27 protein-coding genes and 1 riboswitch are annotated in these 24,665 nt (G+C 62.4%); of the genes, 13 read left to right on the top strand and 14 right to left on the bottom strand.

Annotated features, from left to right (window positions below; genetic code table 11):
• Positions 1-4 precede the first annotated feature (4 nt).
• Together DMX11_RS16735 and DMX11_RS16725 are read right to left on the bottom strand one after the other, a co-directional pair.
• Positions 5-1,891 (bottom strand): DUF1302 domain-containing protein, encoded by a 1,887-nt coding sequence (locus DMX11_RS16735; protein ID WP_110745513.1) that lies wholly within the window; start codon positions 1,889-1,891, stop codon positions 5-7.
• 332 nt (positions 1,892-2,223) lie between these two features.
• A complete protein-coding gene (locus tag DMX11_RS16725) occupies positions 2,224-3,906 on the bottom strand; it encodes a fatty acid--CoA ligase (protein WP_110745512.1) in 1,683 nt (560 codons plus the stop codon).
• 192 nt (positions 3,907-4,098) lie between these two features.
• Here DMX11_RS16725 and DMX11_RS16720 point away from each other — a divergent pair, with 192 nt between their 5' ends.
• The 3 genes from DMX11_RS16720 (at position 4,099) to DMX11_RS16710 (ending at position 6,967) form a co-directional block, all read left to right on the top strand.
• Complete coding sequence (locus tag DMX11_RS16720; RefSeq protein WP_110745511.1) at positions 4,099-5,064, top strand: 2-hydroxyacid dehydrogenase; 966 nt, start codon at positions 4,099-4,101, stop codon at positions 5,062-5,064.
• Positions 5,065-5,117: 53 nt separating this feature from the next.
• Positions 5,118-6,116, top strand: a complete 999-nt coding sequence (locus tag DMX11_RS16715) for a class I SAM-dependent methyltransferase (RefSeq protein ID WP_110745510.1) — start codon at positions 5,118-5,120, stop codon at positions 6,114-6,116.
• 39 nt (positions 6,117-6,155) lie between these two features.
• Positions 6,156-6,294, top strand: a riboswitch (yybP-ykoY riboswitch).
• Between the two features lie 88 nt (positions 6,295-6,382).
• Positions 6,383-6,967 (top strand): TMEM165/GDT1 family protein, encoded by a 585-nt coding sequence (locus DMX11_RS16710; protein WP_003247342.1) that lies wholly within the window; start codon positions 6,383-6,385, stop codon positions 6,965-6,967.
• Between the two features lie 41 nt (positions 6,968-7,008).
• On the opposite strand, the gene DMX11_RS16705 is transcribed toward DMX11_RS16710, so the two are convergent.
• The 4 genes from DMX11_RS16705 to DMX11_RS16690 form a co-directional block, all read right to left on the bottom strand.
• Positions 7,009-7,827 (bottom strand): M48 family metallopeptidase, encoded by an 819-nt coding sequence (locus DMX11_RS16705; RefSeq protein ID WP_110745509.1) that lies wholly within the window; start codon positions 7,825-7,827, stop codon positions 7,009-7,011.
• Between the two features lie 125 nt (positions 7,828-7,952).
• Entirely contained in the window at positions 7,953-8,573 is a 621-nt protein-coding gene (locus tag DMX11_RS16700) for an SOS response-associated peptidase (RefSeq protein WP_110745508.1), read from the bottom strand.
• A 15-nt stretch (positions 8,574-8,588) separates the two neighbouring features.
• Entirely contained in the window at positions 8,589-8,849 is a 261-nt protein-coding gene (locus DMX11_RS16695; protein ID WP_110745507.1) for a DUF2007 domain-containing protein, read from the bottom strand.
• The gene (locus DMX11_RS16690; protein ID WP_110745506.1) at positions 8,849-9,031 is read right to left on the bottom strand and encodes a CPXCG motif-containing cysteine-rich protein; all 183 of its coding nucleotides are present in this window, start codon (positions 9,029-9,031) and stop codon (positions 8,849-8,851) included. Before DMX11_RS16690 ends, DMX11_RS16695 begins: the two co-directional genes overlap by 1 nt.
• Positions 9,032-9,153: 122 nt before the next feature.
• Here DMX11_RS16690 and DMX11_RS16685 point away from each other — a divergent pair, with 122 nt between their 5' ends.
• The gene (locus DMX11_RS16685; RefSeq protein WP_177410754.1) at positions 9,154-10,323 is read left to right on the top strand and encodes a 1-acyl-sn-glycerol-3-phosphate acyltransferase; all 1,170 of its coding nucleotides are present in this window, start codon (positions 9,154-9,156) and stop codon (positions 10,321-10,323) included.
• Between the two features lie 33 nt (positions 10,324-10,356).
• Here DMX11_RS16685 and DMX11_RS16680 read toward each other — a convergent pair whose 3' ends face one another.
• Entirely contained in the window at positions 10,357-10,617 is a 261-nt protein-coding gene (locus tag DMX11_RS16680) for a hypothetical protein (protein WP_110745504.1), read from the bottom strand.
• Between the two features lie 160 nt (positions 10,618-10,777).
• Between DMX11_RS16680 and DMX11_RS16675 the strand changes: the two genes are divergently transcribed.
• On the top strand, positions 10,778-10,984 hold the full coding sequence (locus tag DMX11_RS16675; protein WP_110745503.1) for a hypothetical protein: 207 nt from the start codon (positions 10,778-10,780) through the stop codon (positions 10,982-10,984).
• A gap of 40 nt (positions 10,985-11,024) precedes the next feature.
• On the opposite strand, the gene DMX11_RS16670 is transcribed toward DMX11_RS16675, so the two are convergent.
• A complete protein-coding gene (locus tag DMX11_RS16670; protein ID WP_110745502.1) occupies positions 11,025-11,609 on the bottom strand; it encodes a YajG family lipoprotein in 585 nt (194 codons plus the stop codon).
• A gap of 145 nt (positions 11,610-11,754) precedes the next feature.
• Here DMX11_RS16670 and DMX11_RS16665 point away from each other — a divergent pair, with 145 nt between their 5' ends.
• Together DMX11_RS16665 and mqo are read left to right on the top strand one after the other, a co-directional pair.
• Positions 11,755-11,988 carry a hypothetical protein gene (locus DMX11_RS16665; protein ID WP_110745501.1) on the top strand — a complete coding sequence of 78 codons (234 nt, stop codon included), beginning with the start codon at positions 11,755-11,757 and terminating at the stop codon, positions 11,986-11,988.
• Between the two features lie 600 nt (positions 11,989-12,588).
• Positions 12,589-14,097: a malate dehydrogenase (quinone) gene (gene mqo / locus DMX11_RS16660; RefSeq protein WP_110745500.1), complete on the top strand. Its 1,509-nt coding sequence runs from the start codon at positions 12,589-12,591 to the stop codon at positions 14,095-14,097.
• A gap of 56 nt (positions 14,098-14,153) precedes the next feature.
• Here the strand turns inward: mqo and DMX11_RS16655 are convergent, their stop codons facing one another.
• The 4 genes from DMX11_RS16655 to DMX11_RS16640 all read right to left on the bottom strand — a co-directional run bounded on the left by DMX11_RS16655 (position 14,154) and on the right by DMX11_RS16640 (position 16,077).
• The gene (locus DMX11_RS16655) at positions 14,154-14,444 is read right to left on the bottom strand and encodes a PA4642 family protein (RefSeq protein ID WP_051095858.1); all 291 of its coding nucleotides are present in this window, start codon (positions 14,442-14,444) and stop codon (positions 14,154-14,156) included.
• A gap of 68 nt (positions 14,445-14,512) precedes the next feature.
• Positions 14,513-14,983 (bottom strand): hypothetical protein, encoded by a 471-nt coding sequence (locus DMX11_RS16650; protein ID WP_110745499.1) that lies wholly within the window; start codon positions 14,981-14,983, stop codon positions 14,513-14,515.
• A gap of 60 nt (positions 14,984-15,043) precedes the next feature.
• The gene (locus DMX11_RS16645; protein WP_110745498.1) at positions 15,044-15,517 is read right to left on the bottom strand and encodes a WbuC family cupin fold metalloprotein; all 474 of its coding nucleotides are present in this window, start codon (positions 15,515-15,517) and stop codon (positions 15,044-15,046) included.
• Positions 15,518-15,519: 2 nt separating this feature from the next.
• Positions 15,520-16,077, bottom strand: a complete 558-nt coding sequence (locus DMX11_RS16640; protein WP_016501490.1) for a hypoxanthine-guanine phosphoribosyltransferase — start codon at positions 16,075-16,077, stop codon at positions 15,520-15,522.
• A gap of 160 nt (positions 16,078-16,237) precedes the next feature.
• Between DMX11_RS16640 and upp the strand changes: the two genes are divergently transcribed.
• Together upp and DMX11_RS16630 are read left to right on the top strand one after the other, a co-directional pair.
• A complete protein-coding gene (upp, locus tag DMX11_RS16635; RefSeq protein WP_003247366.1) occupies positions 16,238-16,876 on the top strand; it encodes a uracil phosphoribosyltransferase in 639 nt (212 codons plus the stop codon).
• Positions 16,877-16,878: 2 nt separating this feature from the next.
• Positions 16,879-18,144 carry a uracil-xanthine permease family protein gene (locus DMX11_RS16630; RefSeq protein ID WP_110745497.1) on the top strand — a complete coding sequence of 422 codons (1,266 nt, stop codon included), beginning with the start codon at positions 16,879-16,881 and terminating at the stop codon, positions 18,142-18,144.
• Positions 18,145-18,179: 35 nt separating this feature from the next.
• Here DMX11_RS16630 and hemH read toward each other — a convergent pair whose 3' ends face one another.
• Both hemH and DMX11_RS16620 read right to left on the bottom strand, forming a co-directional pair.
• Positions 18,180-19,196, bottom strand: a complete 1,017-nt coding sequence (gene hemH / locus DMX11_RS16625; protein ID WP_110745496.1) for a ferrochelatase — start codon at positions 19,194-19,196, stop codon at positions 18,180-18,182.
• Between the two features lie 13 nt (positions 19,197-19,209).
• Positions 19,210-20,115, bottom strand: a complete 906-nt coding sequence (locus DMX11_RS16620; RefSeq protein WP_110745495.1) for a TIGR01777 family oxidoreductase — start codon at positions 20,113-20,115, stop codon at positions 19,210-19,212.
• A gap of 187 nt (positions 20,116-20,302) precedes the next feature.
• Between DMX11_RS16620 and DMX11_RS16615 the strand changes: the two genes are divergently transcribed.
• The 4 genes from DMX11_RS16615 (at position 20,303) to phrB (ending at position 24,664) form a co-directional block, all read left to right on the top strand.
• Positions 20,303-21,289: an NAD(P)/FAD-dependent oxidoreductase gene (locus DMX11_RS16615; RefSeq protein WP_110745494.1), complete on the top strand. Its 987-nt coding sequence runs from the start codon at positions 20,303-20,305 to the stop codon at positions 21,287-21,289.
• Positions 21,290-21,388: 99 nt separating this feature from the next.
• Positions 21,389-22,357, top strand: coding sequence for a DUF523 and DUF1722 domain-containing protein (locus DMX11_RS16610; RefSeq protein WP_110745493.1), 969 nt, complete (start codon positions 21,389-21,391; stop codon positions 22,355-22,357).
• On the top strand, positions 22,347-23,246 hold the full coding sequence (locus DMX11_RS16605; protein WP_110745492.1) for a MerR family transcriptional regulator: 900 nt from the start codon (positions 22,347-22,349) through the stop codon (positions 23,244-23,246). Before DMX11_RS16610 ends, DMX11_RS16605 begins: the two co-directional genes overlap by 11 nt.
• Positions 23,237-24,664: a deoxyribodipyrimidine photo-lyase gene (gene phrB, locus DMX11_RS16600; protein WP_110745491.1), complete on the top strand. Its 1,428-nt coding sequence runs from the start codon at positions 23,237-23,239 to the stop codon at positions 24,662-24,664. The genes DMX11_RS16605 and phrB overlap by 10 nt, the downstream gene beginning before the upstream one ends.
• Position 24,665: the final 1 nt, after the last annotated feature.

The following is a 24,665-nucleotide window of genomic DNA, read 5'->3' as shown; positions in this document are numbered from 1 at the left end:
GTGCTTAGAAGTTCACGCCGAAGCTGAGCGCAACAAAGTCGCGGTCATCCACGGTGCTGTACTTGCCGTCGAAGAAGTTGGTGTACGACAGGCTAGCCGTGTAGGTGTTCTGGTACTCGGCGTCCAGGCCCAGGCTGACCGCCTTGCGGCCTTCCTCGAAGTTGCCGCCAGGGCCAGGCGAGTAGCCGGAAACGTCATGCGACCAGGCCACGCTTGGCTTGAGGTTGACCCCGGCGAACACGTCGTTGTAGTCCCAGATGACGCGAGCCCGGTAGCCCCACGAGGTGCTGGTGGTGTAGCCGTCGTTCTCGCACTTGCGGTTCAGGTTGGTGGTCGATGCACCGGCACCGGCACCGCCGATGGTGCTGCCGTTGAGTGCCTGGCAGGTATCTGCACCACCGGTGGAAGGCAGTGGGCCGGGGCCGAATACCGGGTCGCGACCGTAGCGAGTATCGTGGGCGTTCTCCAGGCCGCCCACGTGGGTGACACCCACCTCGCCCACCACCGTCATGCGGCTGGCGCCCATCACCTGGTCAAAGAAGTGCGTGAGGGTAGTCTGGAACTGGGTGATTTCCTTGCGGCGATAGCCGTGAAGGTCCTGGCCAGGAGTACCGGTCAACAGCGAAGCGTTGGTCAGTGCGCCGCCCAACGGACGAACACCGGCAAACAGGATATCGGTGGTGTTCAACTGCACCGGGGCGTTGGGCCGGTAGCTGATTTCGCCGCTCCATGCGGTGCCGGTTGGCAACGTGGTGGAGAAGCTCAAGCCGTACAGACGAATGTCTTCCGGGTACTCGACGAAGTATTGCGAGTTACCCGCCACGATCAGTGGCGCCAAGGCCCGCAGCTGCGCCGGCAGGCCAGCGATACCGGAGAACACCGAAGCCGGTGCGCCGGTGGCGCTGAAGATCGGGGCACGGCTGTGGTAGTTCATGAAGTAGGCACCGAACTCGGTGTCCAGCGGCTCGAACATGTAGCGCATGGCCATACCGAATTGCCCGCTGTCGCGTGCATCGCGGTCGGCGCCACGGCGCACCATCACGCCCTCTTCGTTGATGTTCACGCCTTGGGTGGCGAGAAACTGCTGAGCCGCACCCGGCACTGTCCGGCTGCTGTTGAGTACGCGCAGGTTATCGGTGCAACCGTCTGCGATGATGTCCGGCTGCGAGAAGAACGTACCGCAGTTATCAACAACCGTCTGGTCCCACTCGATCTGATAGAAGGCCTCGGCCGACAGGTTGTCGGTAAGGCTTTGCGAGATATAGAACATGTTGACCGGGATCAGGCCTTCCTTGATCTCGGCCCCAGGGCGGCGGAACGCCGACACGTCGATGGGGTTGATCGAGTTGATGCCGCCGCCGATGAAGGTACTTTCGCCCCAGCTCACCACCTGCTTGCCGAAGCGTACCGAGCCCGGCTGATCGCCGATGGAATAATTGTGGTACACGAAGGCGTCGAGCAACTCGGCACCGGACGACTTGGCGCCTTCCTTGCGGTTGGAGTCACTGATGTCCTTGAACTCGCGGCCTTCGTCCTTCAGCTCGAAGTCGTACCAGTACTTGCCGCGCACGAACACGCCGGTATCGCCGTACTTCAGTTCCAGGTCATGGATGCCCTTGAAGATTTTCGAGAAGGTTTCGCCCTTCTTGAAGTTAAGGTGGCCATCGTCGGAGGTCTGCGACAGGCCCTTGCCGCCGTTGTTCACCCCGATCAGGTTCTTGTTGGGGTTGGCGGTCGACCAGCTGGCGCCGATGGAGAGCGACGAGTCGAACTGGCCTTCGATTTCACCGATGTTGAAACTGACAGCGAAAGCAGGACTTGCGAGCGTGGAAGCAAGGCTGACCGCCAAGGGCAACTTGGCCCGGCGCCAGAACAGGTTTGCAGATTTCATCGACGCTACTCCATGTACTTTATTGTTATGGCAGTGAGTCCTTTCAAGAACGGCCCGAGCGACCGGTTTGCAGGCTTTGACCTGCGGCGACACGGCTTGCGCGTGTCGCCGTCCCCCATTCCTGAAAATCCCCTGGCCCCGACTATAGCCAGCAAGGCACAGGCGCTTGATCCCTCTAAAGTGTGATTTGCGCTCCATGCCGCCAACTCGCTGTAAATGTGCTCCGTTTGCGCGTTGGCAGTGCATTAGGATGGCGCATTTTCGCCATTTGGCAAGGCGCCAGACCCTCTAGCATGCGGGTCGCGTTCCGACGTGCGCGACCCGCATGGCGGTCACAGCGTGGACAGGAACGCGCTGTTGCTGGCCTGCCATTGGACGATGTCCTGGCGGATGCGTTTCTTGTCGAGCTTGCCGACACTGGTCTTGGGAATTTCAGTAACAACGGCGATCTGGCTTGGAATTGCCCATTTGTTGATGTGACCTTCCTCGACAAATGGCTTGAGGTGTTCCTTCAATGCCTTGGCGTCGATGGCCTGGCCATCGCGCACCACCAGCAGGGCAAACGGCCGCTCACCCCATTGCGGGTCGGCCACTCCCACCACCGCCACTTCGCGCACGGCAGGATGGCGGCTGATCAAGTCTTCCAGGTCGAGCGAGGAGATCCACTCGCCTCCCGTCTTGATCACATCCTTGATGCGGTCGCGGATGTCGATGTAGCCCATGCCGTCGAGGGTGGCGACATCTCCGGTGTGTAGCCAGCCGCCCTGCCACAGCTCCTCGCTTTTTTCCGGCTCCTTGAAGTAGCCCATGGTCAGCCAAGGGGCTCGTAGCACCAGCTCGCCCTGGGTTTCGCCATCGGCGGGCAGGAAGTTGCCGTCGCCGTCGACGATGGCTGCCTCGACCAGCGGGACCGGCACACCGGCCTTGATGCGGTACGTGATGCGCTCGTCCTCGCTCCCGGCCTGCAGTTCGTCGTTCAGGTGCGCGGCGGAAATCAGCGGGCAGGTTTCGGACATGCCATACGCCGCGGTCAGCTGAATGCCGCGAGCCAGCGCAGCCTGGTACAGCGAACGGTTGAGCGAACTGCCGCCGATGATGATTTTCCAGCCGGCGAAATCCTGGCCTTGGGCGTTCGGGCAGTTGAGCAGCATTTGCAGGATGGTCGGCACACAATGGGAGAAGGTGACCTTCTCTTCGCGCCACAGCCTGACCAGCATGTCTGGCTCGTAGCGGCCAGGGTAGACCTGCTTCATGCCAAGCATGGTGGCGGCGTAGGGGATGCCCCAGGCATGAACGTGGAACATCGGCGTGATCGGCATGTACACATCATTACTGCCCAACAGGCGCACGCTGTCGATACTGCCGGTCACCGAGGCTTCGGCCAACGTATGCAGCACCAGTTGCCGGTGGCTGAAATACACACCCTTGGGGTTGCCGGTGGTGCCGGTGGTGTAGAAGGTGGTGGCCACCGAGTTTTCGTCGAAGTCCTGGAAGTCGTAGCGCGGGCTGGCGGCGGCCAGCAGTTGCTCGTATTCGCCGACCAGGTTGGGCAGCTCGGCAGTTTTGTCCGGGCCATCGGTCAGCAGCAGGGTCTTGTCGACGGTGGTCAACTGCCCGGCAATGCCTTGGTAGAGGCCGACGAAGTCACTATTGACCAGCACCACGCGGTCTTCGGCATGGTTCATGGTGTAGAGGATTTGCTCGGGCGACAAGCGTACGTTGATGGTGTGCACCACTGCACCGATCATCGGGATGGCGAACATACACTCCAGGTAGCGGTGGCTGTCCCAGTCCATCACCGCCACGGTGTCACCGGCCTTGACCCCGGCCTCGGTCAGCACGTTGGCCAAGCGGGCGATGCGCTCGTTGAGCTGTGGATAAGTGAGCCGAATCTGATCGCGGTAGACGATTTCACGGGTCTTTTCATAGCGGCTGCCAGACATCAGCAGGCGCTTGATCAGCAATGGGTAGGCGTAGGCGCCCTCGGCGGGCTTGATGATGCGAGTCTGCAACATGGGTATCCCTTTTCTGAAAAGCGGGCCGGACAAGTCTGGGGTTTACTGTAGTTCGCCAATGTGACGGCTAAATCAGCCGAAGGAATGATTTGCCTGGCAAAGGTATGAGTGGCGGGCGTTGACGTGTGGTAACCGCGGGCTAGACACTGCGCCGTGACACCGACATTCCGCCCTGCCCTCCGGAGAGCCCCAATGCCCAGCCCGCGTCGCGCCGTGTTTCTCGATCACCAGTCCCTGGACCTTGGCGACCTCGACCTCTCGCCCTTGCAGCAGCAGTTCGACGAGTTCGAGTTGTTCGCCGCCACCCGCCCCGAGCAAGTGGCTGAACGCCTGCAGGGCGCCGTGGCCGTGGTCAGCAACAAGGTCATGCTCGACGCCGCAACGCTGGCCGCCAACCCGCAACTGAAGCTGATCCTGGTGGCCGCCACGGGCACCAACAATGTCGACCTGGCCGCCGCCCGCGCCCAGGGCATCACCGTGTGCAACTGCCAGGGCTACGGCACGCCCTCGGTCGCCCAGCACACGCTGGCCCTGTTACTGGCGCTGGCCACCCGGCTGTGCGACTACAACCAGGCGGTGGCCGAAGGCCGGTGGGCCAAGGCCAGCCAGTTCTGCCTGCTGGACTTCCCTATCGTCGAGCTGGAGGGCAAGACCCTTGGCCTGCTCGGCCACGGTGAGCTGGGCGGCGCGGTGGCACGGCTGGCCGAAGCGTTCGGCATGCGCGTGCTCAGCGGGCAGATCCCCGGCCGGCCGGAACGCGCCGACCGCCTGCCGCTGGCCGAGCTGCTGCCGCAAGTCGACGCGCTGACCCTGCATTGCCCGCTGAACGAGCACACCCGGCACATGCTCGGTGCCCGCGAGCTGGCCCTGCTCAAACCCGGTGCGCTGGTAGTCAACACCGCCCGTGGCGGCCTGATCGATGAACAGGCCCTGGCCGACGCTCTGCGCAGCGGCCACCTGGGCGGCGCCGCCACCGATGTATTGAGCGTAGAGCCTCCGGTCAATGGCAACCCGTTGCTCGAGCCCGGCATCCCACGCCTGATCATCACCCCACACAGCGCCTGGGGCGCAGTGGAGTCGCGCCAGCGCATCGTCGGCCAGCTCAGCGAGAACGCTCAGGGCTTCTTCGCCGGGCAGCCCCGCCGCGTGGTCAGCTGAGCCCAGCGCCTGCCTCTGCTACACTGCGCCACTTTTTCCAGGAGGCGTCGTCCATGGACCCGCGCAGTGAAGTGTTGCTCCGCCAGGCAGAGCTGTTCCAGGGGCCGCTGCTGCTCGCTGGCGCCCCCGCCGACGACTTGCTCGGCCAGTTGCCCCAGGCCCAGGCCTGGACCTGGCATGCCGGCGATCAGGCCATGCTCGACAGCCGTTTCGCCGGTCGCAGCCATTATGCGGTGGCACCTCCAGCTGCGGCTTTTGACAGCGCCGTGCTGTTCCTGCCCAAATCCCGCGAGCTGGCAGCCTACCTGCTCAATGCCCTGGCCGCGCGCCTGGCTGGCCGTGAGCTGTACCTGGTCGGAGAAAAGCGCGGCGGTATCGAAGGCGCAGCCAAGCAGTTGCAGGCCTTCGGCAAGCCGCGCAAGCTCGACAGCGCCCGCCATTGCCAGCTCTGGCAGGTGACCGTCGAACACGCGCCCGAGGCCAAGCCCCTGGAAACCCTGGCCGAGCGCTTCGAGTTGGCCCTGGAAGACGGCCCGCTGCAAGTGGTCAGCCTGCCCGGGGTGTTCAGCCACGGCCGCCTCGACCGGGGCACCGCGCTGCTGCTCAAGCACCTGGATGGCCTGCCCAGCGGGCACGTGCTGGACTTTGGCTGCGGTGCCGGGGTGCTGGGCGCAACGGTCAAACGCCGTTACCCGCAAAACCGGGTGACACTGTTGGACGTGGATGCCTTCGCCGTGGCCGCCAGCCGCCTGACATTGGCCGCCAATGGCCTGGAGGGTGAGGTGATCAGCGGTGACGGCATCGACGCGGCGCCAACCGGGTTGAGCCTGATCCTGAGCAACCCACCGTTCCACACCGGGGTTCACACCAACTACCAGGCCTCGGAAAACTTGCTGAAAAAATCGGCCGATCATCTGCAAAAAGGCGGCGAAATGCGCCTGGTAGCCAATAGCTTCCTGCGCTACCAGCCGCTGATCGAAGGGGCGTTGGGCAACTGCCAGGTACGCGAAGAGGCGGATGGCTTCCGTATCTACCAGGCCACGCACGGATAAAAACAGCGCTTGCCCAAAGCGTTTTACCGAGGCAGAATCCGCACCGTCCTAGGGGAGTAGTCTCCCGCGAGCACCCAGCTCGCCCGGTACGCGTCAACATACTTGGTCCACAGACCATGGCGCGTGCGACCCCCATGCGAGCCTGCATGGAGAGATCCGCATAGACGGATACGGGGTTTGACAAGACCTATGACACGCACACCTTACCCGGGGCGGGGAGGCTGTACGTGTCATAGCCGTGTCGACCCGCCCCCGTAGGAATCCTGATGCTGGAATCTCTGTTGGTCCCCACCGCTATCGTTGCTCTCGCCGAAATCGGCGACAAGACGCAACTGCTCGCGCTCATTCTCGCTGCCCGTTTCCGCAAGCCATGGCCGATCATCGCCGGCATCATCGCCGCCACCCTGGCCAACCATGCCGCCGCCGGTGCCGTTGGCGCGTGGGTCGGCAGTTTCTTCAGTGATTCGGCACTGCACTGGATCCTGGCTGCGAGCTTTACCGCTACGGCGCTGTGGACCCTGGTGCCGGACAAGATGGACGACGACGAGAACCCGGCACGCCGCTTCGGGCCATTCCTGACCACGCTGATTGCATTCTTCCTGGCGGAGATCGGCGACAAGACCCAGGTCGCCACGGTGATGCTGGCTGCACAGTACCCGCACCTGATCATGGTCATCATCGGTACCACCCTCGGCATGCTGATTGCCAACGTGCCGGTGGTGCTGGCGGGTAACTTCGCGGCCGACAAGCTGCCATTGACGTTGATTCGCCGCCTGGCGGCCACGGCGTTCTTCGTGCTGGCGATCGTGGCCGTCTACTCGGCGATGAAGGCCAGTGGCTGGATTGGGTAACATGAAAAGGGGGGCGCTTGGCGCCCCCACGATTCAAGCGATTACTGCTTGGCCGCAGCCTGATACAGCGGCATCACCTTCGGAATCGCCGCCTGCAATGAAGCAATGCGGCTATCGGACGCCGGGTGAGTGCTCATGAACTCGGGCGGCGCCCCTTCGGAGGCCTTGCTCATCTTGTTCCACAGCGTGATCGCGGCGTTCGGGTCGTAGCCGGCACGCGCCGACAGTTCCAGGCCAATCAGGTCGGCCTCGTTTTCGTTGGCCCGGCTGTTGGGCAGGGTCATGGCGTAGTTCACCACCGTGTCGGCCATCGCCATGCTGCTCTGGCCGAGGCCGAAGATGGCACCGGCACCCTGGCGGGCCATTTCCACACCGTACGCCTTGGACATGGCTTCACGGCTGTGTTCACGCAGGGCATGGGCGATCTCGTGGCCCACTACGGCGGCAATTTCCGCGTCGGTGAGCTTGAGCTGATCGATCAGGCCGGTGTAGACGATGATCTTGCCGCCAGGGCCGCAGTTGGCGTTCAGCTCATCACTCTTGATCACGTTGACTTGCCAGTCCCACTGTGCGGCATCCGGGCGGAACTTGGGCGTCTGGGCGATCAGGCGATTGGCGATTGCCTGCACACGCTTGGCATCGGCGCTGGACTTGTCGAGCACACCCTTGCTCGAGGCTTCACCCAGGGTCTGCTGGTACGACTGGGCGTACATCTGGTTGACCTCATCGGTCGAGAGCATGCTGAACATGTACTGCTGGCGCTCGACGCCGACAGCACCGCCGCTGGTGGTGTTCACCGCCTGGCAGCCGGCCAGCAGGATGCCAGCACTCAAAAGGCTGACGACAAAAGACTTACGCATGAAAACACTCCCTTTTTACATGCGCCGTATCCTAGGCCGAGTCGCCAGTAGCCGCTATAGCCGCAGGGAAGATTTTCGTCGCCTGCATTGGCCTCAGCCGCGAACAGCCCGGGGCAGGCAGGACCTCAGGCCGGGGTCAGACACTCCGGCGCATCCAGCTTGGGATCATTGACGAAAGTCGCCAAGGCCCGCTCGCGCAGTTGGCCCGGCGGGCTGGCCAGCAGTTCATGCAAACGGGTAACCGGCGTATCCGGGTCGAGCCAGGCCGCCTGCCCCGCTTCGTCAAGGATCAGCGGCCGGCGCTGGTTCATGGCGGCCTGGGTCACCACCGCGCAGCTCAGCCACACTTGGTCCTGCACCGGGTAGGCCTCCCAGACAGCAGCAAAATACAGCGAGGCGCCCTCCCCCGGCGTCAGCCAATAGGGGCGCTTGCGCACGGTACCCCGCCACTCGTAAAAACCGTTGGCCGGCATCAGGCAACGGCGCTGGCGAAACGCCTCGCGGAACATGGGTTGCTCGGCCAACGTTTCGGCACGGGCATGGGCAGGGGTGCGGGACAGGTCGGTAAGCCAGGCCGGGGTCAGCCCCCAGCGTGCCTTGGCCAACTGCTGCTGGCCGTCGAGCTGGCGCTGGATCAGCACCGACGCCCCGGGCGCAATATTCCATTGGGCCGGCTGGCCTGCGGGAAAGCCCGGCAGACTGGCAAGGGCCTGGGGCCAGCGAAACAGGGCGTAACGTCCACACATGGGCGAATTCAGAACCTAGCAGATCAAGGTACCGGGGAAACTCTCCGGTTCGTCGCCAACCAGTGGCTGGGCACCATTGTACGCATCGATCAGCTGCCGTGCGTACTCGGCCTGCTCATCCGCCACCGCTAGGCCGAGCAGGCCTTGCACAGGCAGTTCGCCCACAGCGCCCATCAAGTCACGGCCCATCAATTGCACGTCGATGCCCTCGCTGGCCAGCATGCCCACAAGCATTTCGGCTTCAAGCAGGTTTTCCGGTTCGTAGATCCGCCGCATCAGTCGTTCTCGCCAAAAACATCCAGCATCCACTCCTCGCCATGAACCTGCAGCACGAAGCGGATAGGTTTGCAGCATACCTGACAATCCTCGATGTACTCCTGATCGCCACCGGACAGGTCCACCGTGGTTTCGACTTCTTCGCCACAATAAGGGCAATCGTAGAACGCAATTTCAAGCATCGCGGCCTCCGGGGTGACTTATGCGTATAATTGCCGGTCTGTTTGAAGGGCCTGTGTGCGTCCGAGCCGTTTTTCGGAGCCCGCCCCTACCTTATTACCCTAGCCGTTTCCAACAAGAGAGCATGATGGGCGAATTCGATGCCATCCGACCGTACGACGATGCTGAGGTCCCTGCCGTTCTGGCACGCCTGCTCAGCGACCCGGCATTCCTCGATATCCTCACCCACTTTCGCTTCCCGCGCGCGGCCGGAGCTCTCGGCTGGTTGCTCAAGCCGCTGATCGCCCGACGCCTGCGCAAGGAATTCGCCGGTGTCACCTGCGTTTCGACCTTGCAGGACAAAGTCGAGTACTACGTCGACCAGACCATCGATCGCGCCACCGACGGCGTCACTTATTCGGGCGTGGAACAGCTCAAGGCCGGTACCGCCTATCTGTTCCTGGCCAACCACCGCGACATCGTCATGGACCCGGCGTTCGTCAACTACGCGGTGTACCACGCAGGCTTGCCCACCCCACGCATCGCCATCGGTGACAACCTGCTGCAAAAGCCGTTCGTCAGCGACATGATGCGCCTGAACAAGAGCTTCATCGTGCACCGCTCGATCAGTGGGCGCCGGGAAAAGCTCGCTGCCTACCAGTTGCTCTCGGCCTACATCAATCACTCGATCCGCAATGACGCGACCTCGATCTGGATTGCCCAGGCTGAAGGCCGGGCCAAGGACGGTGATGATCGAACCGACTCGGCGATCCTCAAGATGTTCCACATGAGCCGCAAGGACGAGGCGTTCGGGGCAGTTATCCAGAGCCTGAACCTGACCCCGGTATCGATCAGCTACGAATACGACCCATGCGACCAGGCCAAGGCCCGCGAGCTGTACATCCGCGCCACCACCGGCACCTACAAGAAGGCACCGGGCGAGGACGACAACAGCATTGCCAAGGGCATTACCGGCTACAAAGGGCGGGTGCACATCAACTTTGCCCCCCCGGTGACCGAGTACTACGAGGACACCAAGCAGCTGGCGGCGGAAATCGACCGGCAAATTCTGGGTGGCTACCGGTTGTTCCCGGTGCACTACCTGGCCTATGCGATGTGGGAAGGCAAGGACGAAGCCCTGCAAGTGCCGCGGGCGGAGAAGGTGTTCCCGGCGGACGAACTGGCCAAAGCCAAGGAAGAATGGCAGCGCCGGCTGGATGCCTGCCCTGAAGAGCAGCGTCCGTACCTGGTGCTGCAGTATGCGACGCCGGTGCGTAACCAGTATCAGGTCAAGCAGCAGGCGCCGGTAGCCTGACAGATACCGGGGCTGCTGTGCGGCCCCGGAATTTCAGAGCCAGGTACTGAACCAGGACAGCAGCAACGCCATCGCCAGGCAAGCAAACCCAAGAATATAAAAGTACTTGGGCACCCGCAGGTCGAACGCATCCACCAGCCCTTCCTCCAGTGCCAGGCTCTCGCGGGTTTCGGCCTCGCGCCGCCGTGCGCTGTGCAGCAGCAACCCGCCCGGGCAGGTCAGCAGCAGCGCCAGTACGTTGATCAGCTTGGTAGGATGGGCGGCCAGGAACCCCCAGAGCACTTGCAAGGACATCACGCAACCTCGGTGAAAGCGACGGCAAAGGCCCGCATTCTACCCAACTCGCCCCGTGGCGCCCGGCCTTGGCGACAAACTGTCATTAAATTTCATCTGTCATCCGCTCGTCATCTGAGCAGGCCACCCTGTCGGCCTTTTCATGACACGGAGCTTGTCCATGCTGCACGCCGAAAACCAGGACCGCCTCTACCTCGTTGCCCAGAGCGATGAACAACAGGCGCTGATCGATGGTTTTGCCATCAATGTGCAGGACCGTCAGTGGCTGGTCTACTGTGCGCTGGGCGGGCATGCGCATGAGGATTTGCCGGAGGTGGATGCCAGCACCGGCTTCAGCCTGCTGGATTTCCACATAGCAGCAGCGTGAGCCTGTACCGACGAAGAGGCCGGTACAGGCAACAACACGCTTACTGGCCGAGCACCTGGCCGATGGTCGGGTCTTTGAACAAGCGGGTCAGTGCATCGCTCAGCACATCGCCAACCAGCTGGGTGTTGGTGTCCTGGTTCGGCGCCATGCCGAAACGCTGGTCCAGCGAAGCACCGTAACGGCCGTTGTAGCTGCGGCCGCCGTTTTTCACATCTGCACGGAACGTGGCGCCAATGGTGGCCTCGGTCACATAGAGGTTGTCTTTCGGCGACTGATACTTCAGCTCTGCCAGGGTCACGGTCAGCTGCGGTGCGTTGTAGGCGTTCGGCGTCGGGGTGAAGCCGAGCAGGCGCACAGCAGCCTCGGCCTGGGCCTGCAGCTTGGGCACGATGTCGTTACCGCTGACACTGATGGTGCTGGTTTCGGGGTACATGCCACCGCGGGTGCCCAGGGACTGCGATGGGCGGCCGTCAACCACCCGGACCACCACCGGCTGGCCGTGGCCGACCGGGGCCAACTGGGCCTTGAGCGTGGGTTGCGGGTTGAGTTGTTGCGGGCTGTGGGCACAACCGACCAGGCTAAGGCTGGCCACGGCAAGCAAACCGAACAACAGACGTTGCAACATGCGCGTTTCTCCAGAAAATGCGGCTAAGGGGCACAGTATACCTAGCCTGATATCGACCAGTCATCGGTCCGAACCGCTTGTCACAATCGTTTCATGGCCGCGCCCGTATCCTTGCACCAAGCCCTAACGCAAAGGACCCGTCGCCATGGCCTCGCTCTGGACCCTGCTCTTCCAACGCCCGCGCCACAACGTTTACGCCCGCCTCGATGGACAAGGCAGATGCCTGGCCTTCAAGCAATGCACCCAGGCCCCCAGCGGCAGCGGCTGGGTGCAGATCGGCGAAATTCAGCTGGCCTGGCTGGGCCGCGAACTGCCCGCCAGCGCCCGGGTTTGCGCCCGCGCAAGCCGCCGCTGGCACCAGCGCATCCTCGCGGCCTGACAAACGCTGCAATAAAAACCACGAATGGCGACATTTCTGCCCGCGACATCGCTATAATCTCCCCCCGATTATAAGGACGTCTCCTGATCGGGCCCCGCATTCGCCGATTGACCCCGGCAACTTCACCGCTTAGCCCACAGAGAGCCTTCCACTCAGGTCTTGCATCGGCTGTCGTGCCTGCTTTTCCGGCCCTTCACACTGCATGAACCTGCGGGTTGCCATCGCGCAGTCCCCTTTTGAGGTTCACGTCTCCAAAAGAGCGTGAAAAAACGGTTTTCACAACTTCACAAGAGTGTGGCGAGCAAATGAACAGTCTGGCATGTGCAAAAGCGGCAGATGTTTCCCGAACAGCCCTGAACAGGCGGCAAATACGCTCATCGCGCATGAGTGTCTGAACCGTTCCATAACGCACGCACGACACCTTGACCATAAGTCGAATTGCCGCACCTGTGGCAAACGGCGTTCAATACCTGAACCCGAAGACTGATTGGCGGTGTCCGCGGAAGTTGAAAGAACTGCGAAAAGTCGGACATGGCGACCCTGGCGAACCCAGGTCCTATGCTGTCAATTAGGTAGCTGTAGATTGTGGAGACGCGTTAAATGGCGCAGAACGAATCGGTTGATGTGGTACTGGTAGGCGCGGGCATCATGAGTGCCACCCTGGCCGTACTGCTCAAGGAGCTTGACCCGAACCTGAAGCTTGAGGTCGTCGAGGCAATGGACTCCGGAGCCGCGGAAAGCTCCAACCCCTGGAACAACGCTGGTACCGGCCACGCCGGCCTGTGCGAGCTGAACTACACGCCGCAGGCCGCCGATGGCAGCATCGACATCAAGAAGGCCGTGCACATCAACACCCAGTTCGAGGTTTCGCGCCAGTTCTGGGCCTACCTGAGCAAGAAGGGCAACTTCGGCTCGGCGCGTGCGTTCATCAACCCTGTCCCGCACCTGAGCTACGTCGAGGGCGACAAGGGTGTTTCCTTCCTCAAGAAGCGCTTCGAGCTGCTCAAGCAGCACCACGCCTTCGCCGACATGGAATACACCGAAGACAAGGCCGTGATGAACGACTGGATGCCGCTGATGATGCCTGGCCGCCCGGCCGACCAGCATATCGCCGCAACCCGCGTGGCCAAAGGTACCGATGTCAACTTCGGCGCCCTGACCAACAAGCTGCTCAAGCTGCTGGGCGACTCGCCGGACGCGCAGGTCAAGTACAGCAAGAAAGTCGTTGGCCTGCGCCGTAATGGCAGCGGCTGGACCGTGAGCATCAAGGACGTCAACAGCGGTGGCAGCCGCGAAGTGGATGCCCGCTTTGTGTTCCTCGGCGCCGGTGGCGCGGCCCTGCCGTTGCTGCAGTTGTCCGGCATCCCGGAAAGCAAGGGCTTCGGCGGCTTCCCGGTCAGCGGCCAATGGCTGCGTTGCGACAACCCGGAAATCGTCAAGCAGCACCAGGCCAAGGTCTACAGCCAGGCCGCGGTCGGCGCCCCGCCGATGTCGGTACCGCACCTGGACACCCGCGTCGTGGACGGCAAGACTTCGCTGCTGTTCGGCCCGTATGCCGGTTTCACTACCAAGTTCCTCAAGCACGGTTCGCTGATGGACCTGCCGCTGTCGGTACGCATGGGCAACATTGGCCCAATGCTGGCCGTGGCCCGCGACAACATGGACCTGACCAAGTACCTGGTCAGCGAAGTGATGCAGTCGATGGAGCAGCGCCTGGAAGCCCTGCGTCGCTTCTATCCACAGGCCAAGGCTGAAGACTGGCGCCTGGAAGTGGCGGGTCAGCGCGTCCAGATCATCAAGAAAGACCCGAAGAAAGGCGGCGTGCTGCAGTTCGGTACCGAGCTGGTCTCGGCACAGGACGGCAGCCTGGCGGCCCTGCTCGGCGCATCGCCGGGCGCTTCGGTAACCGTATCGATCATGCTGGAACTGATCGAGCGCTGCTTCCCCGAGCAGGCCAAGGGTGCCTGGGCTGCCAAGCTCAAGGAAATCTTCCCCGCACGCGAGAAGACCCTGGCGACCGATGCTGCCCTGTACCACAAGATCAGTGCCGAAAACGACGTGGCGCTGGACCTGGCAGAAAGCAGCCCGGCGGCCAAGCATTACGCCTGAACCGCCCGCTAACGAAAAAACGCCCCTCGGGGCGTTTTTTTGTGTCTGGCGATCTATCAGCCGCGGGCGTTATCGATGATCTCGATGTACTCAGGCGCATTGCGCTGGTCGGCAATCTGCTCGACGAAGGTCTTGCCGTGCTCGTCCTTGCCATCCAGGTCCAGGCCAGCTTCGACGAAAAAGCCGACAAAGCGCTCGAAGTCATCGACGCGCAGGCCACGGTAAGCCTTGACCAGCTTGTGCAGCGACGGCGAGGTCACGCCATCGGCCGGCTCGAACTGAAGGAACGACTTGATGTAGTCGTCGCTGATTTCGTCACCGATTACCTGTTTCTTGTCTTTACGCATTGCCGACTCCAACTGGACCATCACGGAATTTCGAAGGCCGGCAGTTTACCCCTCGCAGGCTACGCGCCTCAACGCGTACGTACGGTGCCGGTGTGCAAGTCGGCCCATATATGGCCGTTGCCATACGTAAGAAACTGCACGTACAGCGTTTCGTTGCGCAACAGGTCCATGATCACCCGGTAGTCGCTAACTGGGTAATTCAGGCTCAAGGTGCGGTTTTTTTCGTCATACACCGGCTTCTTCAGGCTCTTGGCGGCTTCACCGTCGAAGGTCAGCAGCACCTGGGCGATGGTGGCCCCCTTGCTCAACGGCTTGCCTTTCAGGCGCACCTGCAGCGACGAAGTGATCGGGATCGGTTGCTGGTCGGACTGGCGCTGGGCCCCGACTACCACCGAGTAATCGGTCACTTGCAGCAGTTGCTGGCTGGTCGGCGCTTCCTGGCGCAGGGACAGGTCGTCAGGTGGCAGGAACTGGCTGTGCAGGGGTGCGGCGGCGAGTGGCAGGCTGAACGCCAACAGGAGGGGAAGAATCGCACGCATGTGAGGCTCCTTGTATGAAGGAGCACTCTAGCACGCTGTGTCTGGGCTGTACCGGCGCCATCAATCGAACTGCGCGCGCAACCAGGCCTGGTAGTCGGCTACACCCGCCTCACCCTCGCGCGGCGCCCAGTGCGCGTGCTCGCCCTCGCCTACCGGCCGGTACGGCCCAGCCTTGCACTCGAACAGGATGCTGTCGGGCTCCAGCACCACCAAGCCATGGTAGGTACCCGGCGCCAGGTCGACACCCAGGCAGTCGCCCCCAGCCTGCAGCACCCGCTTGGCAGTGACCCCGCCCTGCTCATCGAAAATCAGCAGGCCGAAGCGCCCCTTGAGCACCAGCAAGGTCTCTGCCTTGTCGGCGCTCAGGTGGCGGTGCGGTGGGATGTAGGTCGTCGGCTGCAGCCCGACCGCCATGCGATGGCACGGATCTTCCATTTCGTGGAAGGTGTGATGCTGCCGCCCGCGCGGGTTGGCAGCAGCCTTTTCGGCCAGCCCGGCGAACAGCGATTGGTCGATGAACGCAGGCTGGCGCATGATCACAGCCCCTTCACGGCGAAGATGCCGTTGGCGTTGCGCCAGTAGCCTTTGTAGTCCATGCCGTAACCGAAGATGTAGCGGTCGACGCAGGGCAGGCCCACGTAGTTGGCCTTGAGGTCCGGGCTGGCCTTGCGGTCGTGGTCCTTGTCGATCAGCACCGCAGTGTGCACCGAGCGCGCGCCGGCATGCTTGCAGAATTCGATGATGGCGCTGAGGGTGTGGCCTTCGTCGAGGATGTCGTCGACGATCAGCACGTCACGGTCGATGAACGACACTTCCGGCTTGGCCTTCCAGAACAACTCGCCGCCGCTGGTCTGGTTGCGGTAGCGGGTGGCGTGCAGGTACGAGGCTTCCAGCGGGAACTGCAGGTGGGTCAGCAGTTTGCCGGAAAAGATCAGGCCACCGTTCATTACGCAGAACACCACCGGGTTCTTGTCGTGCAGGTCTTTGCAGATCTGCTCGCCAACCTTGGCGATGGCCGCTTCGACTTCGGCTTCGGTGTACAGGCAGTCAGCTTCACGCATGACTTGACGGATATGCTCGAGATCGGCGGACATGGCGCTCTCCGGGGTGCAATTTGGAAAAGCGGGCAAAGGTACGCATCCGCTCGTCACAGATCAAGCATTTATGGACTAACGTCCAGAATGACCAGACGACAGCACAGGCTGAATAGATTAATCTAGCGCGGTTTTTTTGCCCGCCTTTCGGAGCCCCCCTATGCCCACTCGTGAGATCCGCCATCCGCTGATCCGCCACAAGCTCGGCCTGATGCGCCGTGCCGATATCAGCACCAAGAATTTTCGCGAACTCGCCCAGGAAGTCGGCGCCCTTCTGACCTATGAGGCCACCCAGGACCTGCCACTCGAAACCTACGAGATCGACGGCTGGTGTGGCAAGGTCTCGGTGGAAAAAATCGCCGGCAAGAAGATCACTGTAGTACCGATCCTGCGCGCCGGCATCGGCATGCTCGATGGCGTGCTCAGCCTGATCCCGGGTGCCAAGGTCAGCGCCGTCGGCGTTGCCCGCAACGAAGAAACCCTGGAAGCCCACACCTACCTGGAAAAGCTCGCGCCAGACATCAACCAGCGCCTGGCCCTGATCATCGACCCAATGCTGGCCACTGGCGGTTCGATGGTCGCCACCATCGACCTGCTGAAAAAGGCTGGCTGCAAAGAGATTCGCGCCATGGTGCTGGTCGCCGCGCCAGAAGGCATCGAGGTGGTGGAAAAAGCCCACCCGGACGTGAAAATCTACACCGCCTCGATCGACCAGCGCCTGAACGAGCACGGCTACATCGTGCCAGGCCTGGGCGATGCCGGTGACAAGATCTTCGGCACCAAGCAAAAGGACGCCTGACCATGCAGGACGGCTTCAACGACCCGCTCTGGCGCCAGGTCGTTTCGGGCGCGCAGATGCTTTTCGTGGCATTCGGCGCGCTGGTGCTGATGCCCCTGATCACCGGCCTGGACCCGAACGTCGCGCTGTTCACTGCCGGCATCGGCACCTTGCTGTTCCAGCTGGTCACCGGCCGTCAGGTACCGGTGTTCCTGGCGTCGAGCTTTGCCTTCATCACCCCTATCATCCTCGCCAAGGGCCAGTTCGGCCTGGCCGAGACCATGGGCGGCGTGATGGCTGCAGGCTTCGTGTACACCTTCATGGGCCTGATGGTAAAAATCAAAGGCACCGGTTTCATCGACCGCATGCTGCCGCCCGTGGTGATCGGCCCGGTAATCATCTCCATCGGCCTGGCCATGGCGCCTATCGCCGCCAACATGGCAATGGGCAAAGGTGGGGATGGTGCAGCGCTGATGCCGTACAAGACGGCCATGCTGATCTCGATGCCAGCGCTGCTGACAACCTTGATCGTTGCCGTATTCGGCAAGGGCATTTTCCGCCTGGTACCCATCATCTCCGGCGTGCTGGTGGGCTTTGCCCTGTCGTTCGCCTTTGGCGTGGTCGACACCGCCAGGATCGCTGCCGCACCGTGGCTGGAAATCCCCAATTTCACCGCCCCTGCGTTCAACTGGCAGGCCATTCTGTTCATCGTTCCGGTTGCGCTGGCGCCGGCGATCGAGCATATCGGCGGGGTGATTGCAGTGGGCAGCGTGACCGGTCGTGACTACCTGAAGAAGCCTGGCCTGCACCGGACGTTGCTGGGGGACGGCCTGGCGACCACTGCAGCCGGCCTGTTCGGCGGCCCGCCCAACACTACCTATGCCGAAGTGACCGGCGCGGTGATGCTGACCAAGAACTACAACCCGAAGATCATGACCTGGGCGGCGGTCTTCGCCATTACCCTGGCGTTCATCGGCAAGTTCGGCGCGCTGCTGCAGAGCATCCCGGTGCCGGTGATGGGCGGCATTCTGTGCCTGCTGTTCGGCTCGATCGCAGCGGTGGGCATGAACACCATGATCCGCCACAAGATCGACCTGGCCGAAGCACGCAACCTGGTGATCGTCTCGGTGACACTGGTGTTCGGTATCGGCGGCGTGCTGATCGGCAGCGGGGACGGCCCGGATGACTGGGGCCTGAAGGGCATCGCCCTGTGCGCCATTGTGGCTATTGCCCTGAACCTGATTCTGCCGGGCAATGATGGCTGGAAGCACAAGAAGCTGGATGTATAAACGGTCGGAAGGGGCCGCAAGGCGGCCCCTTCGATTCAGGCATTTTCACACATATCAGCCAACACCCTCACCCACTCCGGGTGATCATTCAGGCACGGCACAAGCACCAACTCCCGGCCACCCGCCTCGACAAACTGCTCGCTGCCACGCATGCCTATCTCTTCCAGCGTTTCGATGCAATCCGCCACAAACGCCGGGCACATCACCAGCAGCTTCTTCACACCTGCCTTGGCCAGCTCATCCAACCGCGTCTCGGTGTAGGGTTCGATCCACTTGTCCCGGCCCAGCCGCGACTGGAACGATACTGACCACTTGCCATCAGGTATGCCCATTCTCTGCGCAAAGGCTTTGGCCGTAGCCAGGCATTGCCCGCGATAGCAAACCGAACGTACTTCGGCGGTCGCTTCGTAGCAGCAATCGGCGGCACGCAGGTCGTGCTTGACCCCTTTCGGAAACAGCTTTTTCAGGTGCCGTTCCGGCAAACCATGGAAGCTCAACAGCAGGTGGTCGTAACCCGTCTCAAGGTACGGCTGGGCACTGGCAGCCAGCGCCTCGATGTACGCCGGGTGCTCGTAGAACGGCTGCAGCACACGCATCTGCAACGGCAACTGGCGCTCGCTGACTGTCTGTTTTGCCAGCTCGACCACCGTGGTCACCGTGCTGTCGGCGAACTGTGGATACAGCGGCGCCAAAGTCACCTTGCGCACACCTTGGGCGGCCAGCCGCTCCAACACATCAGGCAACGCTGGCTGGCCGTAGCGCATGGCAATTTCCACTGGGCCATGTGGCCAGTGCTCGACCATCGCGGCCTGCAGCCGACGGGTCAGCACCACCAGAGGCGAGCCCTCCTCCCACCAGATCGAAGCGTAGGCATGAGCCGATTGCTCTGGGCGCTTGATTAGGATCAGCGACACCAGCAAGCGCCGCACCGGCCACGGCAGGTCGACCACGTACGGGTCCATGAGGAACTGGTTGAGGTAGCGGCGTACATCGGCCACCGAGGTGGAGGCCGGGGAACCCAGGTTGACCAGCAGCAGGGCATGATCGGTCATGCAGCGTCCTATGTCAGAGGCGGCTGGACAAATTGTCCAGGGCCGATTGCAGATCGTTGAAACGGAAGGTGAAGCCTGCCGCGAGCAAGCGCACCGGGCGCGCTCGCTGGCCACCGAGCAGCAGCATCGACAGCTCGCCCAAGCCTGCCTTCAGCAGAAATGCGGGCACCGGCAGCAGTGCCGGCCGGTGCAAGGTACGGCCCAGGCGCTTGGCGAACTCGCGGTTGCGCACCGGCTCGGGCGCGCAGGCATTATAAGGACCGCTGGCATCCTTGTGCTGCAACAGAAAATCAATCAGGGCGACCTGGTCGTCTATATGGACCCAGGGCATCCATTGCCGCCCGTCGCCCAGAGGCCCGCCCAGTCCCAGTTTGAACGGTACGCGCAGGCGCGACAAAAAGCCGCCGTCGCTGGCCAGCACCAACCCGGTACGCACCAGCACCACGCGAATACCCTGGGCCTGTGAACGCTGGGCGGTCTCTTCCCAGGCAATGCATAACTGGCTGGCGAAATCTTCCCGCACGGGGGTTGAGGCCTCGGTCAGCTCGCGCTCACCGCCATCACCGTACCAGCCCACCGCAGACCCCGAAATCAACACTTCCGGGCGCTGCTCCCGGGTGCCGAGCCAAGCCAGCAGCTGCTCGGTGAGCGTAATGCGGCTGGCCCACAGCAGGTTGCGCCGGGCAGCCGTCCAAGGCCGGTCGGCAATCGGCGCCCCCGCGAGGTTGACCACCGCGTCGAGCTGATCATCCGGCTCCAGCTGCTCCAACCGGGCGATACCCCGTACGCCAGTGCCGCAAATTTTCGGCACATCCTGAGGGCGCCGGCTCCACACTGTCAGCCGATGGCCCTGGCCAAGCCAGTAGTGGCAAAGGTGCTTGCCAATCAACCCAGTGCCGCCCGTCAGCAATATATGCATGGCTGTGTCCTCGCAGAATGCGGCGGTGGTCTATTTTTAACATCAAGGCACTTTTTTGACCCGACGCTCTCGGATAAACATAGGCCAACCTGACCGCTTAAGCGGAATAACCTTATACAAATTTTGCACATTGTACAGGTTTGCCTGAAAGCGTACTCTGCTCACAGCAAGGTTCGAAGAGGCCATCATGACAGTACCTATTGCCATCATCGGGGCCGGTATCGCCGGCCTGTCAGCCGCCCAAGCCCTGCAGAAGGCCGGGCAATCCGTGCACTTGTTCGACAAAGGCCACGGCAGTGGGGGGCGCATGGCCAGCAAGCGCAGCGAGGCCGGCGCACTCGACCTCGGTGCCCAATATTTCACTGCGCGTGACCGGCGCTTTGTCGACCAGGTGCAGCAATGGGTTGCCGCCGGCTGGGCCGAACAGTGGAAACCGCAGCTGTACAACTACCGGGATGGCACCCTCAGCCCTTCCCCGGACGAGCAGACGCGCTGGGTCGGCGTGCCACGAATGAGTGCCATCACCCGCGGCCTGCTCAAGGACGTCACGGTCAATTTCGGCTGCCGCATTGCCGAAGTGTTCCGCGGCAAACAGTACTGGCACCTGCAGGACACCGAAGGCTGCAGCCACGGCCCCTACAGCCGCGTCGTGATCGCAGTCCCTGCCCCCCAGGCCACGCCACTGCTGGCCGCCACCCCGAAACTGGCGGCGGTGGCTGCGGGTGTGCAGATGGAGCCTACCTGGGCCGTTGCACTGGCCTTCCAGGCAGCCCTGGACACACCGATGCAAGGCTGCTTCGTCCAGGACAACCCACTCGACTGGCTGGCCCGCAACCGCAGCAAGCCAGGCCGGGACGAACAGCTCGACACCTGGGTACTGCACGCCACTGCCGACTGGAGCCGGCAGCACATCGACCTGTCCAAGGAAGAAGTCATCGAACAGCTGTGGGGCGAATTCGCCGAGCTGGTCGGCTGCGTGGTACCCGAGCCAACCTTTGCCCTGGCCCACCGCTGGCTATACGCTCGCCCCAGCAGCAACCATGAATGGGGCGCCTTGGCCGATGCCGACCAGGGCTTGTACGCTTGTGGCGACTGGTGCCTGTCCGGGCGGGTCGAAGGTGCCTGGCTCAGTGGCCAGGAAGCGGCGCGACGGCTGCTCGAACACCTGGAGTGATTTAGCACTATACAAAAATAGTGGTTTGCATAACTTCTGTGCTGTGCTGGAATAAACCTGTACAAGATTTTACTTACGTACAGGTTTATGGAGGCAGCCATGCACGACCCTTCCGCCCACAGCAAGCCGCGTATCGCCATCAGCGCCTGCCTGACCGGGCACAGCGTGCGCTATAACGGTGGCCACAAGTCCTCTGACCTGTGCCGCACGCAACTCGAACAACACTTCGACTGGTCGCCGGTATGCCCGGAGGTGGCTATTGGCTTGGGCGTGCCACGCGATCCGATTCGCCTTATCGGCAACCCCGAACAACCGGAAGTGGTGGGTACTCGCAACCCGGGCATGGACGTGACCGGCCCGCTACGCAGCTATGGCGAGCAGATGGCCAGCCAGCTCGACGACATCTGCGGCTATATCTTCATGCAGAAATCGCCCTCTTGTGGCCTGGAGCGCGTCAAGGTGTACCAGGACAATGGCTACCCAGCCATGAATGGCGGCCGCGGTGTATATGCCCAGGCTTTCTGCGAACTGCGCCCCGATCTGCCGGTCGAGGAAGAAGGCCGCCTGCACGACCCTGTGCTGCGCGAGAACTTCATCAGCCGCGTCTACGCCTATGCTGACTGGCAGCGCGTAGTGGCCGAAGGCCTCAGCCGGGGCGCGTTGGTGCGCTTCCACTCACGCTACAAGTATTTGCTGATGGCCAACAATCCGCAGGCCTATCGCACCCTTGGTCGCCTGCTTGGCAGCATGGACAAGGATGTCGACCCCCAAGCCATTGGCCAGCTCTACTTCAGCCAGCTGATGCAGGCCCTGCGCCGCTGCGCCAGCCGGGGCACCCACTGCAACGTGCTGCAGCACCTGTGCGGCTACTTCAAGAATGCCCTGACCCAACAGGACAAGGACGAGTTGCAGACAGTCATTGGCCAGTACCATAAAGGCGTGGTGCCGCTGGTGGTGCCGTTGACCCTGCTCAAGCACCATTTGCGCAAGCACCCTGACCCGTACCTGCAACAGCAGGCCTACCTGCAGCCGCACCCCGAAAGCCTGGGCTTGCGCAATGCGGTCTGACGCGTTACTGCCCATCGGCGAACTGGCGCGCCGCACCGGCGTCAACCCGGTCACCCTGCGCGCCTGGGAGCGTCGTTATGGCCTGCTCAAGCCTCAGCGCACTGCGAAGGGGCATCGCCTGTATCCGCTGGAGCAGGTTGAGCGGGTCGAGGCGATCCTGGCCTGGCTGCAACGTGGTGCCTCAGTCGGCCAGGTCCGTGACTTGCTCGACAAACCGGCCAGCACAGCGCCCAAGGGTGACTGGCAAGCCAGGCAGTTCCAGCTGATCGAAGCCATCGCCAGCCTGTCACAGCGTGCCCTAGACCAGCAGCTTAACCAGGCCATGGCCCTGTACCCCGCCGTGACCCTGTGCGAGCAACTGCTGCTCCCGCTGCTCGACCTGCTCGACCTGCGCTGGCGCAATTATTTCAATGCGCGGCTGGAGCAGGTGTTCTTTCACGGTTGGCTGCGCAGCAAGCTCGGTGCTCGCGTGTACCACGACAACCAGCTGCTGCAAGGCCCCGCTGTACTGCTTGCGGAGGACTGCGAACGTACCTTCAACCCTGGCTTGTGGTTATGCGCGTGGTTGTTCACCAGCAATGGCTTCCCGGTCGAGGTGCTGGAACAGCCGGTATCCGCCCCACAACTGCAAACCGCGCTCAGCGCCTTCCAGCCACGCGCCGTGCTTCTGCATTTGGGGCCGCGCATCGACGACAAAGCGTTGCTGCGTTCTCTGCAGGGCATGCCAGGCCCGAAGCTGCTGGGCGGCAGCATGGTCGCCTTGCATGAAGCCCAGCTAAGGGAATCCGAGCTGCCCGACCTTTTCCTGTTCGATACCCCGCAGGCGGCATTGCGCTTGCTACAAGCGCATGACCGCCAGCCTGTAGAGATGAATGCCCCATGCACCTGACTTGGCTGCGCAACGATCTGCGCATCGATGACAACACCGCTCTTAGCGCCGCTGCCGAACGCGGCCCAACCATCGCGTTGTGGCTGGTCAGCCCCGGGCAATGGCAAGCGCACGACGACGCCGACTGCAAAGTCGACTTCTGGTTGCGTAATCTGCGCGACCTGCGCCAGTCGCTGGAAAAGCTCAACATTCCGCTACTGATCCGTAAAGTCAGTACCTGGGACCAGGCGCCGCAAGCCGTCCTTGATGTCTGCCGCCAGCATCAGGTGCAAAGCGTGCACTGGAACGAGGAATATGGCATCAACGAGCAGCGCCGGGACGATGCTACCCGCGCAATGCTTGAAAAATCGGCTATCCAGGCACATAGCCATCTCGATCAGCTGCTATTCCGCCCCGGCACCATCCTGACCCGCAGTGGCGATTACTTCCAGGTGTTCAGCCAGTTCAAGAAAAACTGCCTGGAACACTTGCACCGCAGCTTGCCTGCGCTGGCCCATCGGGTGAAGCGCCAGGCACCGCTGAACATCGGGAGCGACCCGATTCCCCAACACATCGACGGGTTCGAAAAAACCGCGCATGCATTGCGTGAGCACTGGCCCGCAGGTGAAGCAGAGGCACAGACCAGGCTGTCGCGCTTTCTTGACGAGAACATCGACGACTACCACCAGTTGCGCGACCTGCCGGCCAAGCCCGGTACCAGCCAGCTCTCCACTTATCTGGCTGCGGGTGTCATTTCACCGCGCCAGTGCCTGCATGGCGCCCTGGCCAGCAACCGGGGCGAGTTCGACAGTGGCAGCACGGGCGTGCAGACCTGGATCAACGAGCTGCTCTGGCGTGAGTTCTACAAGCATATCCTGCACGGTTATCCACAGGTGTCACGCCACCGCGCATTCCGCGCCCATACCGAGGCCCTGCCATGGCGCGATGCACCCGACGACCTCGAAGCGTGGGAACAAGGCCGCACCGGCATCCCGATCATCGACGCCGCGATGCGCCAACTGCTGCACACAGGCTGGATGCACAACCGCCTGCGCATGGTCGTGGCCATGTTCCTCAGCAAGAACCTGCTGATCGACTGGCGCAAGGGCGAGCGCCACTTCATGCGCCACCTGATAGACGGTGACCTGGCAGCCAACAACGGCGGCTGGCAGTGGAGCGCGTCCACCGGCACCGATGCGGTGCCCTATTTCCGTATCTTCAACCCGGTTTCGCAATCGCAGCGCTTCGACCCTGAGGGGCAGTTCATTCGCCACTGGGTACCCGAACTGCAAACGCTCGATGAAAAAGCCATCCATCAACCCATTAAATCGACGGACCTTTTCGGTAATACTTCATACCTAAGTCCAATCGTAGATCTCAGCAGCAGTCGCCAGCGGGCCCTGGATGCGTTCAAAGGGCTGCCACGCCGGCAGAATTAGG

The organism is Pseudomonas sp. LB-090624 (assembly GCF_003205205.1).
Lineage (GTDB): Bacteria > Pseudomonadota > Gammaproteobacteria > Pseudomonadales > Pseudomonadaceae > Aquipseudomonas.
The sequence above is the reverse complement of the archived record's forward strand: the minus strand, read 5'-3'. Positions and strand labels throughout refer to the sequence as shown.